General features: G+C 66.5%; 14 protein-coding genes. 8 read left to right on the top strand and 6 right to left on the bottom strand.

All coding sequences use genetic code 11. The annotated features are described in order from the left end of the window. The first annotated feature begins 108 nt into the window (after positions 1 to 108). On the top strand, positions 109 to 696 hold the full coding sequence (locus MRBLAR12_RS01955) for a TetR/AcrR family transcriptional regulator (RefSeq protein ID WP_229992408.1): 588 nt from the start codon (positions 109 to 111) through the stop codon (positions 694 to 696). Between the two features lie 62 nt (positions 697 to 758). Here the strand turns inward: MRBLAR12_RS01955 and MRBLAR12_RS01950 are convergent, their stop codons facing one another. The 6 genes from MRBLAR12_RS01950 to MRBLAR12_RS01925 all read right to left on the bottom strand — a co-directional run bounded on the left by MRBLAR12_RS01950 (position 759) and on the right by MRBLAR12_RS01925 (position 7,608). Then, positions 759 to 2,498 (bottom strand): CocE/NonD family hydrolase, encoded by a 1,740-nt coding sequence (locus MRBLAR12_RS01950; protein WP_229992407.1) that lies wholly within the window; start codon positions 2,496 to 2,498, stop codon positions 759 to 761. After that, a complete protein-coding gene (locus tag MRBLAR12_RS01945) occupies positions 2,491 to 3,459 on the bottom strand; it encodes an MBL fold metallo-hydrolase (protein WP_364743140.1) in 969 nt (322 codons plus the stop codon). Before MRBLAR12_RS01945 ends, MRBLAR12_RS01950 begins: the two co-directional genes overlap by 8 nt. After that, complete coding sequence (locus MRBLAR12_RS01940; RefSeq protein ID WP_364743138.1) at positions 3,456 to 4,388, bottom strand: alpha/beta hydrolase; 933 nt, start codon at positions 4,386 to 4,388, stop codon at positions 3,456 to 3,458. The genes MRBLAR12_RS01945 and MRBLAR12_RS01940 overlap by 4 nt, the downstream gene beginning before the upstream one ends. Positions 4,389 to 4,393: 5 nt before the next feature. After that, positions 4,394 to 5,521: an FAD-dependent monooxygenase gene (locus tag MRBLAR12_RS01935; RefSeq protein WP_229992404.1), complete on the bottom strand. Its 1,128-nt coding sequence runs from the start codon at positions 5,519 to 5,521 to the stop codon at positions 4,394 to 4,396. A 72-nt stretch (positions 5,522 to 5,593) separates the two neighbouring features. Then, positions 5,594 to 6,547: a phosphotriesterase gene (locus tag MRBLAR12_RS01930; protein ID WP_229992403.1), complete on the bottom strand. Its 954-nt coding sequence runs from the start codon at positions 6,545 to 6,547 to the stop codon at positions 5,594 to 5,596. Between the two features lie 50 nt (positions 6,548 to 6,597). Continuing rightward, positions 6,598 to 7,608, bottom strand: coding sequence for a phosphotriesterase (locus tag MRBLAR12_RS01925; RefSeq protein ID WP_229992402.1), 1,011 nt, complete (start codon positions 7,606 to 7,608; stop codon positions 6,598 to 6,600). Positions 7,609 to 7,924: 316 nt separating this feature from the next. On the opposite strand from MRBLAR12_RS01925, the gene MRBLAR12_RS01920 reads away from it, so the two are divergent. The 7 genes from MRBLAR12_RS01920 (at position 7,925) to MRBLAR12_RS01890 (ending at position 14,960) form a co-directional block, all read left to right on the top strand. Then, the gene (locus tag MRBLAR12_RS01920) at positions 7,925 to 9,646 is read left to right on the top strand and encodes an MFS transporter (protein ID WP_364743134.1); all 1,722 of its coding nucleotides are present in this window, start codon (positions 7,925 to 7,927) and stop codon (positions 9,644 to 9,646) included. A 67-nt stretch (positions 9,647 to 9,713) separates the two neighbouring features. Further along, positions 9,714 to 10,886: a cytochrome P450 gene (locus MRBLAR12_RS01915; RefSeq protein WP_364743131.1), complete on the top strand. Its 1,173-nt coding sequence runs from the start codon at positions 9,714 to 9,716 to the stop codon at positions 10,884 to 10,886. Beyond that, complete coding sequence (locus MRBLAR12_RS01910) at positions 10,883 to 11,077, top strand: ferredoxin (RefSeq protein ID WP_364743128.1); 195 nt, start codon at positions 10,883 to 10,885, stop codon at positions 11,075 to 11,077. The genes MRBLAR12_RS01915 and MRBLAR12_RS01910 overlap by 4 nt, the downstream gene beginning before the upstream one ends. Further along, positions 11,074 to 12,297 (top strand): NAD(P)/FAD-dependent oxidoreductase, encoded by a 1,224-nt coding sequence (locus tag MRBLAR12_RS01905; protein ID WP_364743125.1) that lies wholly within the window; start codon positions 11,074 to 11,076, stop codon positions 12,295 to 12,297. Before MRBLAR12_RS01910 ends, MRBLAR12_RS01905 begins: the two co-directional genes overlap by 4 nt. 28 nt (positions 12,298 to 12,325) lie before the next feature. Next, positions 12,326 to 12,940 (top strand): TetR/AcrR family transcriptional regulator, encoded by a 615-nt coding sequence (locus tag MRBLAR12_RS01900; protein WP_364743122.1) that lies wholly within the window; start codon positions 12,326 to 12,328, stop codon positions 12,938 to 12,940. A 5-nt stretch (positions 12,941 to 12,945) separates the two neighbouring features. Then, positions 12,946 to 13,419: a MarR family winged helix-turn-helix transcriptional regulator gene (locus MRBLAR12_RS01895; protein ID WP_364743119.1), complete on the top strand. Its 474-nt coding sequence runs from the start codon at positions 12,946 to 12,948 to the stop codon at positions 13,417 to 13,419. Between the two features lie 89 nt (positions 13,420 to 13,508). Then, positions 13,509 to 14,960, top strand: coding sequence for an MFS transporter (locus MRBLAR12_RS01890; RefSeq protein WP_364743117.1), 1,452 nt, complete (start codon positions 13,509 to 13,511; stop codon positions 14,958 to 14,960). Positions 14,961 to 14,981: the final 21 nt, after the last annotated feature.

The raw sequence follows: 14,981 nt of genomic DNA, 5'->3' as shown, positions 1-14,981 counted from the left end.
GATCGCTCCGATGGCACCCGGAACTGCGGGCAGCCCGCCGCTGCTGCTCAACCGATTCGGTATCGGCGGATTCCAGCGTGGTCTGAGAATGTGGACTAATCTGGGGCCGTGGCAAGCATTCGAGAAGCTCAAAAGCAGATGACCCGCCGACTTTTTCTCGAGAAGGGGCTGGAGCTTTTCGAGGAAAAGGGGTTCGCCGCCACCACGGTGGATGACATTGCCGCTGCCGTAGGCACCACCAGGGCAACCTTCTATTCGCATTTTCCGTCCAAGGCCCAGCTCATGCGCTCGCTCGTCGAGCGGTCCAACGAGATACTGACCGATGCCGATGTGCCGCCGCTGCATTCGGTGGTGGAATCCGGGGACCGCAAGCTGATCAGGGTCTGGCTTGCACGGAAATTTGACCAATGGGCCGACATCCGTCCCTATGTGGTGGCGGCGCACCAGGCCGCGGCCAGCGAACCGGACATCCAGGCCGCTTTGGATCAGTGGTTCGACCTGGCAATCGATGACATGCAGGCCGGCCTGGACCGGGCCGGGCGTTTTGACCCACCCAGCCGCCGTGTCCGGTGCACGCTGGCCTTCGGAGAACTGGAGTTCTTTTCCCGGCGCTGGATGCGGCTCGGTTGGACCGTAGACCGCGACACTTCTCTGGATCTGATGGTCGAGAACTGGTGCTTCCTGCTGGCTGAGTGAGCAGGAAGCACCGGGGCGCAGTCTATTGACTGCGCCCCGGCGTTTTCAGGTGCCCCACGACATCAGTGCCCCTGGTCTTCCGCCGCCTTGCGTGTGGTGAACGGCAGGACCAGCCTGGACTGGTGGGCGGCGTCGCGGTAGATCTTATGGGTGACGGGCCGGCCCACGGGCAGGTGGAAGGCATCCGGCGGCAGCAGCGCATTGTGCTCGTCGGCCAGCGGCTCGCCGTTGGACAGTTCCACCGTCAGCTTGTGCCCCGGCTTGAACGTGTTCGCGAACGGATAGAGGCGCAGCACGTACTCCTCGATCGTCCCCGGCTCCACCGGCACGGAACGGGTGTGCGCGTGGTACGGGTTGCCCTCGGTGGTTCGCTCGTCGAGTTCGCGGTGCGAGGCCTTCAGGTAGCCGCTGGTGATCAGCTGGCGCGGGCCGTTGGGAGCGTAGTCCCACAGGCGCAGGATGAAGTTGGTGTCCGGCTGGTCGATCTCGGCGAAGATGTGCGCGGCACCGGCGCCGATCATCTCCGTGTCCTCCTCGAAGACAGGGGTGGACCAGCTGATGATCTCCACCTTGTCCGTCACCGTCAGCGGCGCCTGGTAGAAGCCGTCCGGGGCGGCGTACTCCGCCCCCATCGGCTCGGGCTGTTCGGACAGCGTGTGGCGCGGGCGCAGATAGAGGGACTTGTACTCGATGTCCTTCGGCGGCCACGCCTCGGCGGTCACCACCTCCCGGGAACCCTCCACAAAGACGCTCACGGCCGGTTCGTCCATGACGCCGTTGTCGATGCCCTTGATCCAGTAGTCGTACCACCGGAACATCTTGTCGTGCTCCTCGATAAAGGGACGCGACTGCATCGGCGGGTAGGGACCGATGTCCAGCTTCTTGGGGCCCTTCAGCTTATTGAACAGCTCGATCGTGCCATCCAAGGTCCAGCCGCGGCCCTGGTCGAGCTGCAGCCAGACCGGGATGTCGATGTTCGGGGCCAGCGAGACGGGGTTGCGCTCCTCGTACCAGTCCCCGTCCAGCTCGTTCATCACGATGTCGAACCAGACCTCATGATTCTTCGGGTAGTTCAGGACATGGACCAGGTTCGGCCAGGCGGCCACGTCCGGATCCTGCAGCCGCTCCTGGACCAGCTTCTTCAGTTCATCGGGGGAGTACTTCTCGATCATGCGGGACTTCACGCCGTCGGTGAACGCCCAGCCGGAGTCGCCGCCGCGGCCCTCGCGGGCGGCGCGCGGCATGAACCACATGACGCCGCCGTGGTAGGTGGTCTCGTAAAAGTCGTAGTGGCCGCCGGAGACGAAGATCGCCTTCAGGTGCGGCGGGCGCTCGGCCGCGGCCAGCACCTGCATGGAGCCGAAGTAGGAGATGCCGACCATGCCGACGTTGCCGTCGCACCACGGCTGCTCGGCGACCCATTCGATGAAGTCGTACGCGTCCTGGCCCAGGGAGACGCCGCCGGCGTTGTAATTGCCGATGTGCTCGCCGCCGGAGTGGCCGGAGCCGCGCAGGTCGCCGATGACGTGGACGTAGTCCTCCTTGACGATGCGGGCGATGTCCCCGGCCTCGATGCAGCCGTCCCACATGGGGCTGGGGCGCCGCTGCGGCGGGGTGGTGAGGGCCAGCGCCTGCAGCTCCTTGCCGTAGGGGCTCAGTGCCACCAGGGCGGGCCGCGGCTTGTCCTCAGTACCGTGATAGGCGTCCGCGGCGAGCTCGACGCCGTCCCGCATCGGGACCCGGAGATCCTTGCGGACAGCAATCTTTTCCCCGCCGGCATCCAGCATCTTTAGGTCATCCATGGGTGCGTAGCTCCTCATGCTTGGTCATTTGGTCAAAGGTTGTGCGGTAGCCGTGGAGCGTCGTGAAGAACGGGGACGGCTCCAGGCTGGGGTCCCCCGCGTAGCCGAGTTCTTCAGCAACGCGGGCGAAGGGCGAGTATGGCGAGTCCGTGTCCTGCAGCCCGGCGTCCAGGCAGCGGCAGGCCGCGTCACCGACACGGGCCTCGATCTCTTGGCTCGCCTGGAGCGCTTCCCTGGCCTGTTCCGCGTCGAGCTCGACGCCGTACGGCGTGCCGTCCGCGCGGCGGTACGGGTGCCCGAGGTAGAGATGCTGCGGACGGATCTCCTCACGCAGGTACTGAAGGCCTGCGCGATAGCCGGCCGGGTCCACGAAACCGGGGAACCCGTTGGCCGCGCCGTGGACCTGGACGGCGTCGCCGACGAACACGTCGTCCTGCCCGTCGATGACGTAGGCGACCGACCCGGGGGTATGTCCCGGGATTGAGTGAACGGAAACGGTGACGTCACCACCGAGGGAGATTCTCTCGCCGCCCCGCACCAACAACGTCGGTTCCATCTCGCCGGAGATAACCGCGTCCGCGGCGGCCGACAGCCTCGATTCACCGTCAGGGTCGTGCAGGTACTGCGCCCGGCCGGCGACGTATTCGTCCACGTGCGCCCTTCGCGAGCGCAGCAGCGGCGCGTCGGCCTCGTGGATAACGACCTGCGCGCGCCGTCCGGTGAGTTCCCACAGGGCGTGGGCACCGCCGACGTGGTCGATATGCCCGTGAGTCAGCAGGATCCAGCGGACGTCCTCGACCCGGCGGCCGATCGCCGCCAGCGCGGGCGCCAGTCCTTCCGCGGGCGAGGATGCGATCCCAGTGTCCACGATGGCGGGCTCCGGGGCGTCGATGAAGAAGCTGTAGAGACCGAACCGGCCCCACGGCGAGACGATGGGATGAACAGCGACTGCCGGCGTCATTGCCCGGCGTTCCCGTCCAGGAAGGCGGCCGTCTCACCGAACGCCCGGTAGAACTCCGGGAGCCAGGAGAAGTTTGCGACGAAGCCGTGGTTTGCCCCCGCGTAACGGCTGACCGTCGCGTCCACGCCGGCCTCCGTCAGTCGCTGGCCGTAGAGTTCGCCCTCATCGCGCAGGGGATCGTACTCCGCGGTGATGACCAGGGCCGGTGGCAGGCCGGCGAGATCCTCGCGCTTGATGGGGGAGACGAGGGGATCCGACGGATCCGCCCCGTTCCCGAGGTAGAAGGAGTTGAACGGCAAAAGGCCCGCCGTCTCCAGCCCGTACCCCTCAGCGTTCTCCCGCAGTGAGGCGTAGCGGTCGACGTCGAAGTCCAGGTCCAGGGACGGGTAGAAGAGGACCTGGTGCGTGATGAGATCAAACCCGTCGTCGTGTGCTTGCGCGGCGACGGCCGCGACGAAGTTGCCACCCGAGCTGTCACCGGCGATGGCCAGGTTCTTCCCGTCCCAGCCCAGGCTCGCACCCTGCTCGGCGGCCCACCGGACCACCCCGTAGCAGTCGTCGAGGCCGGCCGGGAACGCGGCCTCCGGGGCGAGGCGATAGCCGACCGAGATGACCTTGTGGCCGGTCTCCCTCGCCAGCGACCGTGCCACGTGGTCGTGGGTGTCCAGGCTGCCCAGGAAGAATGCGCCGCCGTGGAAGTACACCAGCAGGCCGTAGGCGTCCGCCTCGGCAGGCGTGTAGATCCGCACGGGCACCTCGCCCGACGCCGTCACTGCCGTGGCGTCCTCGACAAGGAACAGCGGCAGCCGGTCCTCGAGAGGGAGCACCTGCGAAGCCTCCCCGGCGCGCATGGCCGCCGGGTTGAGCGGCGACCCGTCCGGTGCCGGCAGGGTGCCGAGGATTTTGGCGATTTCGGGATGGATGGTCATGGCGTTCACGCTTTCGATGCGGCGGCGGGCTTCTGGGACGTGGGTTTTTGCCCCGGGAAGACGTCATTGACCTCGTCCTCGGACCAGCCCTGGCGGGAGATACGCTGCAGCTCGTCCGTTACCGGCTTGCGGGTTGCCTGGAACAGGGCCAGTGCCTCCTTGACGGAGCCAGCCCCCGCAAGGGCATCGGCGAGCGCGCCGGCGTCCTCGATGGCCGAGTTCGCGCCCTGGCCCTGGTGGTGCAGCATCGAGTGGGCCGCATCGCCCATGACCACGACGGAGTCCGTGTGCCACGAGCTAACCGGGTCTATGTCGTAGACGGCGCGGATGTTCACGGTGTCCATGTCGAGGCCGCGGGCAATGTTGACAATCCGCTCGTCGAAGCCCTCCACTGTCGCCACGAGGTCGTCCTTCGTGATCGTGGGGGCCCAGGTGCTGTCCGGGCACAGTGCGGTGATATCGAACGACATCTGGTTGCGGTGACGCAGCGGCAGCAGGTAGACCTTCGTGCCCCTGCCCATGTACATCCGCAGGTTGTCGTCCACCACCATGCCGTGGGCGTCGTCGGCGGAGATCACAGCGCGGTAGGCGTGTTCGCCCGAGAACACCGGACCCTTGTCGCTGAAGAGCTGCTCACGCACCACGGACTTGATGCCGTCGGCGCCCACCACCAGGTCGGCCTCGACGCTCTTGCCGTTGGTGAACGTCAGGACGGGGCGGCCGCCCTTGTCCTCGATGGTTTCCAGCTTGTGGCCAAGGTGCACCATGCCCTCGGGCAGCACGCCCAGCAGGGCCTCGATGAAGTCGCCGCGGTGGATGAGGTGGGTCTGTGTCTGCTCGCCGAACTCCGGCCAGGTGTCCTTCATGATCGGCTCACCCGTGGCGGTGAGGATTTCGAAGTAGTCGCTCGGCGAGCTTACTTTCGCGATCGCGTCAAAGATGCCCCATTGGCTGAACCGGTGCATGGTGGCGGGACGCAGCCCGATGCCGGCGCCGACCTCCCGCATCTGGGAAGCCTGTTCGTACACGTTGACGTCGGCACCGAGCAGGCTCAGGGCTTTGGCCGCCGCGGCGCCGCCGTACCCCGCGCCGACGATGGCGATGTTGAGGTTCTTGATGTCTTCAGCCTTCATGGTTCATCTCTTTCTTGACGCTTGGCCCGGGCCAAGTGTTGGGGAACGGTGAGTGTGGTGGATTGTCCGGGGTCAGGCGTGAAGCGACAGGAAGTCGGCCGGGTTGTCCTCGAGCAGGAGTTTGAGGGTGGCGTCGTCGATTCCGGCTGCGCGCATGTCGGGGATCATGTCCTCGAAGATGTAGTTGATGGTGTGGCCCTTCACTCCCGGCCAGCCCAGTGGGCTGCAATTTGCGTCGGCCGAGACCAGGAGCTTGTCCGCATAGCCCTTGTTCACGAGGTGGACGAAGTGCTCCATGCGTTCGGCGCGCTTGCGGCCCCAGAACGGCGGATCGGGCAGTTCGAGGTCGTAGCCGAAGGTGTCGAAGCCGATGCGGCCGCCCTGCTCGTAGATCCAATCGTGGGGAGTGATCGGAGCGTTCAGGCCGTCGTCGGCGTGGCCAAAGAGCACGCGGTCCAGCGGGAGGCCCTCTTCGTTGAAAATGTTCACCGCCGGTTCGGGGTCGATGGCCAGGTGGGTCAGGACCGGTGCGCCGGTGACGACGGCGGCGCGGGCCGCGGCCCGGTAGATCCGCTGGTCCAGGTCCGTCATGCGTCCGCCGCGGCTCACACCGACCTTGATGACGCCGGCCTTGGCGCCTGTAGTGCCGATGCCGACGGTGATCTCGTGGATGAACACCTTCGTGAGGTACTCCACGGTGGCACGGGAGAAGTGCGGCAGGGCGGTGTCGCCGCCGACGAAGCCGGTGCAGGCCACGATGTGCACGCCCGTCTTCCGGGACAGTGACTTGTAGTAGTCGACGTCGCGGCCGTTGCAAATGCCCGTGGCGTCCACGAAGGTGCCGCCGCCGTATTCGCGGAATTTCCGCAGTTTCGGCACGGTTTCCTCGTAGGCCTGCTCCGGAGACTTCCACCACTTGGTGTCCAGTTCGGACCCGGGCATGCCGTAGCCGATGTGTTCGTGGACCGCCACGATTTCCAGTTCTTCGGCCGGGATGGTTCCCAGCACGGTGTTGACTTTGGTCATTTCGTTCACCTCGGGGTTCGAAAGCTTGTTGTGTGTGGGCCGCCGCGTGCTTAGCGCACGGTCAGCAGGTTGCGCGGGTTGTCCACGAGGATGCGCCGGGCGTCTTCCTCGCCCAGGCCGTGGGCCTTGAGGAAAGGCATGAAGGTGGTCAGGACGTGGCTGTAGGGCAGGTTGTACTCCGGCAGACCCTTGGCCACGCCGATCGAGTTGCCCGAAAGGATGATCCTTTCGGCATGGCCTGCCTTGACGAGCTCGAGCACCAGTTCGGCGCGATCGTGGTCGGTGAGGTAGTCCGCATGGTCGTTCAGGCCCACGTGGTCGATGCCGACGAAGGCTCCCCGGCCGGCCACTTCCATGGCGGAGCCGGCGCCGTCCTTGCGGTCGAGGCCGCCGACGAGCACCCGGTCGGCCCCGATCTGCTCGTCCAGGACGATGTCCAGATCGTGCAGGGCGTCGGCGCCGAAGCGGATGGAGACCGGGACGCCGGTGTCCCTGGCAGCGCGGGCGGAGCCGCGAAACAGGCTTTCCTCGGTCGGCGTCATACCGGCGCGGTCGGCGGTGGTGGCGATGATGCCAGCGGCGGCGCGGCGCTCGACCCGGGGAACCACCATCCCCTCCTTGACCTCCTTGCCGAAGAGATCACTGAACTTTTCGGCCGGCCACGGGGTGGGCGGGTTGGTCTGGGGCGTCAGGAAGTATCCGCCGAGTTCTTCCTCCGGGCCCAGGCCCGTGGAGGCGACGATGTGGACGCCGGTGGAGCGGGACAGTGCCTCGTAGAGCTTGAGGTCGCGGCCGTGGAACATGCCGGTGCTGTCCACGATCGTCTTCCCGCCGTGCCCGCGGAAGTCCTCGAGTTTCGCGGCCAGGGCCTGGAAGATCTCCGCCCGGTCCATGGAGATCTCCGGTGCGTACTGGGCGCCCGGGACCACCGACAACAAAGCCTCATGGAGCGCCACAACGCCCAGTTCCGAGGCAGGGACGGGACCCAAGACCGTGTTGACGGTTTGCCCGGCGGGGGCGTGGAACGCGTCACCGGTATCGGCGGGTGTGGTGTGGCTCACTTGGCTTCTCCCTTGAGGATCGAGTGCTGCAATGCAGGGGTGCCGCGGAGTTCGACCGTGCCGTCGCTCCCTTGCGGTGCAGTCAGCCTCACATATTTCTTTACATGATGTCAAGGAAATTTGCAGGCCGTACGGCAGCTGAGCATCGGCGTGCTTATGAAACCAACGTTGCGTAAGTGCTCTTGACATCATGTAAACCTTGGCACCACACTGTGGGGAGCGCCACATCTACCTCCGGCCTACCGGCACTTACCCGGTAGGGCACCAGCAACGGCGCACCACCGGAGAATCGACCGGAAACAAAGGAGTTTCATCGATGAGTCAGACCACCACGGTGTCGAGCCGAGGCTCAGTACGAGCGACGTTCGTGGCCGCCTACAGCGCGGTCACACTCGCGCAGATCACCAACGCCCTGCCGGGTGCCCTCAGCGGCACCTTCGCCGCGGAATTCCATACCTCGGGCGCGGGCCTGACCTGGATCGCGGGCATGTTCTTGATGGGTATCGTCGTGTTCGAGCTCAGCTGGGGGCTCCTGGGTGACCTGTTCGGACGCAAGAAGCTTCTGTACATCGGCGCCGGGGTCAGCATCGTCGGCTCCGTCCTTGCTGCGCTGGCGCCGACAACCGAGATGATGATCACCGCGCAGGCCGTCGGCGGCATCGGGGCGGGCATCCTCTTCCCCATTTCGCTGTCCATGATCGCGGCGATCACCCCGGACCACCGGGCGCGGGCCCGGGTCATTGCCACCTGGGCCGGGTTCCTGTCGCTCGGCGCGGTGATCTCCCCCCTGCTCGCCGGCCTCACGGCCCAGTTCTTCACCGTGCCAGGCGCTGCGGCTGGCACGCCGAACGTGTTCAGCGGCTGGCGTGTCGCCTACTTCGTTGCGGCCGCCGTCGCCGTGGGCGTTCTCATCGTCGCGCTCCGGGCGAAGGACTCCGCGGCCGCGGAGGGACGCAAACTCGACCTGCCCGGCCAGTTCACCCTCGCGCTCGGCCTCATCGCCGTGCTTTTTGCGACGGTTCAGGCGGTCGATGCGGGCTTCGGCGCTTCGGATGTCATCGTTAGCTACGTCATCGGCGGCATCCTTTTGGTTCTCTTCCTCGTCATCGAGACGCGGACCAAACAGCCGCTCATCCACCTTTCCCTGTTCAAGAACAGCGCCTACTCGATCACAGGCGTCGTCGCGGTCACCGGCATGTTTGCCTTCCTCGCGATCTGCTTCAGCACCAGCGTCGCCGTCGGCGGCCTTGCCCTGGCCGAGACCTGGAAGGTCGGGGTGCTGTTCGTCTTCATCCAGGGCCCCGCGTTCGCCTTCATCCCGGTGGTGGGGTGGCTCATCCGCCACATAGCGCCGCGCTGGGTGCTCACCTCGGGCTTCGCCTTCATGGCCATCTCCGGCTTTTGGCTCTCGACGTTCTCCCTGGGCGCGCCGGAGGCCTTCGGCGGTACCCCGTGGACGGCCTTCATTCCGCCACTTCTGCTGCTGGGCATCGGATTCGCGCTCACAGTTGGCTCCATCACTTCCGTGGCGATCAACACCGTCCCGCTGCAGCACATCGGCATGGCGTCGGCGACGACGAACCTGCTGCGGGACCTTGGCTTCGCCCTTGGCCCGGTCATCGGCTCGGCCATCGCGTTCAGCATCGGCGCCTCAGTCTTCGCGGGCCCCCTCGGCGGGATCCTCGGCGGGGCGGGGCTGCCCGCCAACGCAGTCGCCGGGCTCTCCCACGTGCCGCCCCTGGGCTATCTCTCGGGCTGGGACGGCGTCATCGCCCAGTTCTCCGGCCAGGCACTGGCCGGGGGCGCACCCGCCCCTGCTGTCGACGGCATGGTCCAGGCCCTCACCGCCGCGCAGCAGCAGATACAGGGCGTGGCCGGAGCCTCGCTCGGCCAGGGCTTCCAAACGGTCTACCTCGTCGCTGCCATCGCGGCAACAGCCTCCGCCCTCCTCACCCTCTTCATCTCCGCTCGTTCTTCGGCGCCCACCCCCGACGCCATCGCAGAGACGACAGAGGCCACCGCTGAAGTGGCCGTCTGAGACTGACGGCTTCACGTCACTACCCACTACCCACAACCCACAATCCGCAATCCGCAAGGAGAACACCGTGACTGCACCCACCGAATCCGGCATCGACATCTGGGCCGACGACGTCCTGGTCGACCCCTACCCCACATATGCCTCGCTCCGCGAGCAGGCCGCAGTGGTGCACCTTCCCAAGAACGAGCTGTACGTCCTAACGCGCTACGACGTTATCCGTGACGCACTCGGTGATCCGGAGACCTTCTCGTCGACCAGCATCGGCTTCAACCCGATGGTGAACGAGGCGCTGCAGGGCACGTCGCTTGCCTCCGACCCGCCCATTCACACGCAGCTCCGGGCCACGCTGTCACAGAACCTCACCCCCCGCGCACTCCGCGGCCTGAAGGTCGTCATCGACGAAAAGGCGGACCAGCTCGTCGCCGAGCTCGCCGACAGCGGCAGCTTTGAGGCCATCGACTCCCTGGCCCGGGCCTTCCCGATCGAAATCGTTGCCGACCTCATTGGCTTCAGCGGACACGTCAAGGACAACATGCTGCGCTGGGGCCAGGCCGCGATGCAGGTCATCGGCCCGCTGAACCAGCGCACGCAGGAGAGCTTCCCGATCGCCGGCGAGCTCTACGGCTGGTGCTCGTCGGTCCCCGCCGACGACCTCACACCCGGCTCAATCGGCCGCGGAATCTTCGACGCCGAGACACGCGGCGACATTCCCCAAGGCTCTGCGGGGCACATCATCCACCAGTACCTGGGAGCGGGCGTCGACACGACAATCGCGTCAATAGGAAACATCATTGCGCTGTTCGGCCACCACCCCGGGCAGTTCGGGCTGGTCCGGGAGAACCCGGAACTCGTCCCCGCGGCGTTCGCCGAAGTGCTGCGCTACTGGGCACCGGTCCACATCTGGGGCCGCAGGGCAACCCGCGACGTGGAAATCGACGGAGCCACGATTCCTGCCGGGGCGCAGGTGGGCATCCTCTTCGGCGCCGGCAACCGGGACCCGCGGCACTACGAGAATCCCGACACCTTCGACGTGATGCGCAACCCGGTGGACCACCTGTCCTTCGGCTACGGACCGCACGGCTGCGCCGGCCAAGGCCTGGCGAAACTTGAAGCCCATGCGATCATTGAGGCCCTTGCCCGCAGGGTGAAAACGCTGACGATTTCCGATGAAGTCCGGGAGCCGAGCAACATCACGCGGAGCCTCGAGTTGCTCCAGATCACCAAGGTGGTGGCAGCATGAGGATCCAACTCGACCGGCCGCGCTGCGAGGGACACGGCCTCTGCGAAGAAGCCGCGCCCCGGCTGATGCACCTCGACGAAGACGGCGAGCTGGTAATCGACGTTCCGGACGCGGAAGGGGCTGACCTGGACGCCGCGAAGGCGGCGGTAAGGGTCTGCCCGGTTGCCGCGCTGCGATTGGCCGCGGCATGACGATGCGCAGGATAGTGGTGGTTGGCAACGGCATCGCCGGGCTCACGGCCTGCGACTCGCTGCGCTCGGCCGGCTTCGATGGTGAGCTCACTGTTGTGGGCGCCGAGCGCCACCATCCCTACAGCCGGCCAGCCCTCTCCAAGGCGCTGCTGCACAGTGTTGATGGGGACAGTGTCGACAGCGACGATGTACTCCAGGCCCACGTGCTCCCCGAGCCGACCCACGAAGCAACCGAGCTGCTCGGAGTCAGCGCCACGGGCCTGGACGTTGACGCCCGGCTGGTACGCCTGGACGGGGGCGATGAGCTGCCGTATGACGGCCTCGTCATCGCTTCCGGTTCCCGGGCGAAGCGCCTCGCCCCGGAGCAAGGAGCAGCTGGACCGCGACAGGACGGCTCCCTCCGGGAGCTCACCCTGCGCACCATCGAGGATGCGATCCTCCTCAAGGAACTGGCCGCATCGCGCCCGTCAGTTATTGTGGTCGGCGGCGGACCGCTCGGCGTTGAGGTCGCGTCCGGTTGCCTGCACGTGGGCTGCGAGGTCACCCTCGTCTCCGACGCCAAGCCGCTCTCGCGTCAGCTTGGCGACCATCTGGCCGACATCTTCACCTCCGCCGCCGTCCGGCGCGGACTGCGGCTGGTTGGCGGTGGGAAGGCCCGTCTTCTCGATCACGGTACCGGGGCAAAAGTCGTCCTTGCCGACGGCACCGAACTGGAGGCGGACCTTGTGGTCACCGCTATCGGCGACGAGCCAAACATCGGCTGGCTGGCTGGCTCGAACCTCCTCGTCGACGGGCAGCTGCGTGTCGACTCGCGCGGCAGGCTCCGGCCGGACATCGTCGCCGCCGGCGACGTGGCGTTCTTCCCGACCCGTCGAGGGGTGGAACGGGTGCCCCTTTGGACCAGCGCCATCGACCAGGCCAAGATCGCCGCCGTCGGCCTGCTCAAGGGTGACGCGGCGCCCGAGTTCGACTTCCAGCCGTACTTCTGGACAGAGGGCTTCGGCCTGTCGCTCAAGTCGGTGGGCTTCGCGCCGGTTGTCGGGGCTCCCGATTTCTGCGAGCCCGGCGAGAGTGCGGATTCGATGCTGCTGCGCTGGGACAACATGGACGGTTCAGGCACCGCCGTCGCGATCAACTACCGGATCCCCATCCCCAAACTGCGCCGGCTGGCCGACGTCGGTCCGGCCGCGGTGCGTCCGGCCGCGCCAGCTCGCGTCTGACGCCGCACAACACCGTTAGGATTGATCCATGTCGTCGTTGCGAGAGGCCCAGAAGCAGCTGACCCGCGACGTGATCGTCGAACGGGCGCTTGAACTCTTCACCGAGAAGGGCTACGCCGCGACGACGATCGATGAGATTGCCGCTGCGGCAGGAACCACCCGGGTGACTTTTTACGCCTACTACCCCTCGCGCAGCGACCTGATGCGGGACTTCATGGCACGCGTCAACGCTGTGCTGGACCGCGCGGACGGCCCCGAACGGGGATCGACCGCGGCCGAGCTCGTCGACGTCGTGCGCGCAGGCGAGCTGCCGGGCATCCTGGCCTGGCTGGAGTCGCGGGCGATGCTCTGGCCAGTCTTCCGCCCGTACCTCGACGTGCTCGAGGAGGCAGCCGCCGTTGATCGCGAAGTGCGCGCCTTGGTCGAGGGATGGCATGAGGAGGTCATCTCCGACCTCGTGCGCGGAATGGAGCTGGCAAGTCGCTTCTCGGAGGAGACGCGCCACATTCGCGGCACCCTCGCGTTCACCTCGCTCGACTACGTCGCCACGCTCTGGACACGACGGAAGTTTGAACCAAACCGCGAACACGCACTCGAGGTGCTCGCCGACAACTGGTACCACCTGCTCTGCGACGAAGGCTGAACCGGATGGAAAGTATGGGCGCAGCCGAAGTACCGGCGAAGGCTGTGGACCACCGGTCCCTGGCCGTCTCGGTGATCGACATTTCCTCCGATATCCGCCGGAAATCGCACAATGACACTGGCGTCCGGCCGCTGTCCAATGGCGTGCTGGAAATCCTCCGGGTCATCGAGAACCACCCTGGCATCACCGTTGCGGACGTTGCCTCGCGTCTCGGGCGGCAGTTCAGCAACGTCAGCGTCCAGCTCCGGGAGCTGGTCGCCGCGGGCCTTGTCACCCGCACCCGCGACGCCGCAGACAAGCGGTACGTCGCCCTCCACCCCACGGCGGAGTCCCAGCGGATCAAGGCCCTCCTTGAGGGCGCCTGGGCGGAAGCGCTGGAGTCGGCGAGTTCCCGGCTGCTGCCCGAAGAGCGCGAGCAAATCGCCGCCAGCCTGCCGGCCCTGCAGCGCCTCGCCTCGATCATCGCCGAGCCCGAGTAGCGCACATCACCCCCACGTCCCTGCCTAAGAACTCATTTCAAGTAGTTATACTTTTGTAAGTATTAATACGTCGAAGGGTGGATTTTGACATGGCAACACAGCTAGCAGATGCAGGGACAAAGCAGGGGAGCGGGCCCAGCAGCAGCTGGTGGGCGCTGGTGTTCCTGGCCCTCGCGCAGTTCATGGTGGTCCTGGACGGCACGATCGTGAACCTGGCACTGCCGCGTCTCCAGATCGAGATGGCGATCAGTGACTCGACGCGTTCCTGGGTGGTCACGGCCTACGCACTGGCCTTCGGCGCCTTCCTGCTGCTCGGAGGCCGGATCGCGGACTTCTGGGGCCGGAAACGGACATTCATCGTGGCCGCCGCAGGTTTCGCGGTCGCGTCCCTGCTCGGCGGCATCGCGCAACAGCCCTGGGAACTGATCGGCGCGCGCGCCCTGCAGGGCGTGTTCGCTGCGCTGCTGGCCCCCGCCGCCCTGGCGCTGCTGACCGTCGCCTTTCCGGGCGGTAAGGACCGCGGCACGGCGTTCGCGATCTTCGGCTCCATCACCGGCGTCGGTGCCGCCGTCGGCGTCCTGCTGGGCGGTTTCCTGACCGAACACGCGAGCTGGCGCTGGTGCTTCTTCGTGAACGTGCCGATCGCCGCCATCGCCCTCGCCGGCGTGTGGTCTCTGGTCAGCGAAAGCAAGGCCCAGGGGTCCACCAAATATGACTGGCCCGGCGTCGTCCTGGCCGCCCTGGGTTTGGGGTCCCTCGTCTACGGCTTCACCAATGCGGAGCACGGCTGGGATGCCCCCGAAGCCTGGGGATTCATTGCAGCCGGCGTCGTACTCATGGCACTCTTCGTCCTGGTCGAGGCCACCGTCAAGCACCCGCTCCTGCCGCTGCGCGTGGCCACCGAGCGCAACCGCGGAGCGGCGTTCCTGGCCTCGTTCCTGTCCGGCGCGGTCCTGATCGGCGGCATTCTGTTCATCAACTTCTACATCCAGATTGTGCTTGGCTTCGCCCCGTTCCTCGCCGGGCTTGCTTCCCTGCCCATGACGGTGGCACTGATCATCACGGCGGGGGTTGTCGCGAAGAACCTGCCGAAGCTGGGTGCAAAGATCCCGACGGCCGCGGGTCCGGTCTTCATGGCGGCGGCGATGCTCTGGCTCACGCAGGTCAGCGCCGAGGGCCTCTACCTCGTCAACATGCTGCCCGCGCTCCTTCTCCTGGGTGTCGGGCTTGGCATGGTGTTCGTGCCGATGCAGAACCTGGCGCTGTTCGGCGTGGACAAGGATGATTCCGGTGTGGCCAGCGCCTTGGTCAACGCCTCGCAGCAGATCGGCGGCTCCCTCGGCATCGCTCTCTTCAGCACCATCGCGGCCGCGGCCGGCGGTGTCTCACTGGCGGCCCTCTCAGACGGCTACGCCAAGGTGTTCGTCTGGGCCGCAGGTGTTGCGATCCTGATCGCTCCGATTGCCCTGCTGCTCATCAACATCGACCGCAAGAAGTTCACCGGCACCGACGGCGACGCCCCGATCGTCCACCTGGGCTGAGCCCCGTCTTGCGCAGATGAC

The organism is Arthrobacter sp. LAR12-1-1.1 (genome assembly GCF_040676555.1).
GTDB lineage: Bacteria > Actinomycetota > Actinomycetes > Actinomycetales > Micrococcaceae > Arthrobacter.
This window is presented reverse-complemented; position numbering and strand designations above follow the sequence as displayed.

What these genes read in the sequence shown, in the direction of transcription:
- MRBLAR12_RS01950 (WP_229992407.1), bottom strand. Translation starts at nt 2,498, where the DNA reads ATGGATGACCTAAAGATGCTGGATGCCGGCGGGGAAAAGATTGCTGTC.
- MRBLAR12_RS01945 (WP_364743140.1), bottom strand. Translation starts at nt 3,459, where the DNA reads ATGACGCCGGCAGTCGCTGTTCATCCCATCGTCTCGCCGTGGGGCCGG.
- MRBLAR12_RS01940 (WP_364743138.1), bottom strand. Translation starts at nt 4,388, where the DNA reads ATGACCATCCATCCCGAAATCGCCAAAATCCTCGGCACCCTGCCGGCA.
- MRBLAR12_RS01935 (WP_229992404.1), bottom strand. Translation starts at nt 5,521, where the DNA reads ATGAAGGCTGAAGACATCAAGAACCTCAACATCGCCATCGTCGGCGCG.
- MRBLAR12_RS01930 (WP_229992403.1), bottom strand. Translation starts at nt 6,547, where the DNA reads ATGACCAAAGTCAACACCGTGCTGGGAACCATCCCGGCCGAAGAACTG.
- MRBLAR12_RS01920 (WP_364743134.1), top strand. Translation starts at nt 7,925, where the DNA reads ATGAGTCAGACCACCACGGTGTCGAGCCGAGGCTCAGTACGAGCGACG.
- MRBLAR12_RS01910 (WP_364743128.1), top strand. Translation starts at nt 10,883, where the DNA reads ATGAGGATCCAACTCGACCGGCCGCGCTGCGAGGGACACGGCCTCTGC.
- MRBLAR12_RS01905 (WP_364743125.1), top strand. Translation starts at nt 11,074, where the DNA reads ATGACGATGCGCAGGATAGTGGTGGTTGGCAACGGCATCGCCGGGCTC.
- MRBLAR12_RS01900 (WP_364743122.1), top strand. Translation starts at nt 12,326, where the DNA reads ATGTCGTCGTTGCGAGAGGCCCAGAAGCAGCTGACCCGCGACGTGATC.
- MRBLAR12_RS01895 (WP_364743119.1), top strand. Translation starts at nt 12,946, where the DNA reads ATGGAAAGTATGGGCGCAGCCGAAGTACCGGCGAAGGCTGTGGACCAC.
- MRBLAR12_RS01890 (WP_364743117.1), top strand. Translation starts at nt 13,509, where the DNA reads ATGGCAACACAGCTAGCAGATGCAGGGACAAAGCAGGGGAGCGGGCCC.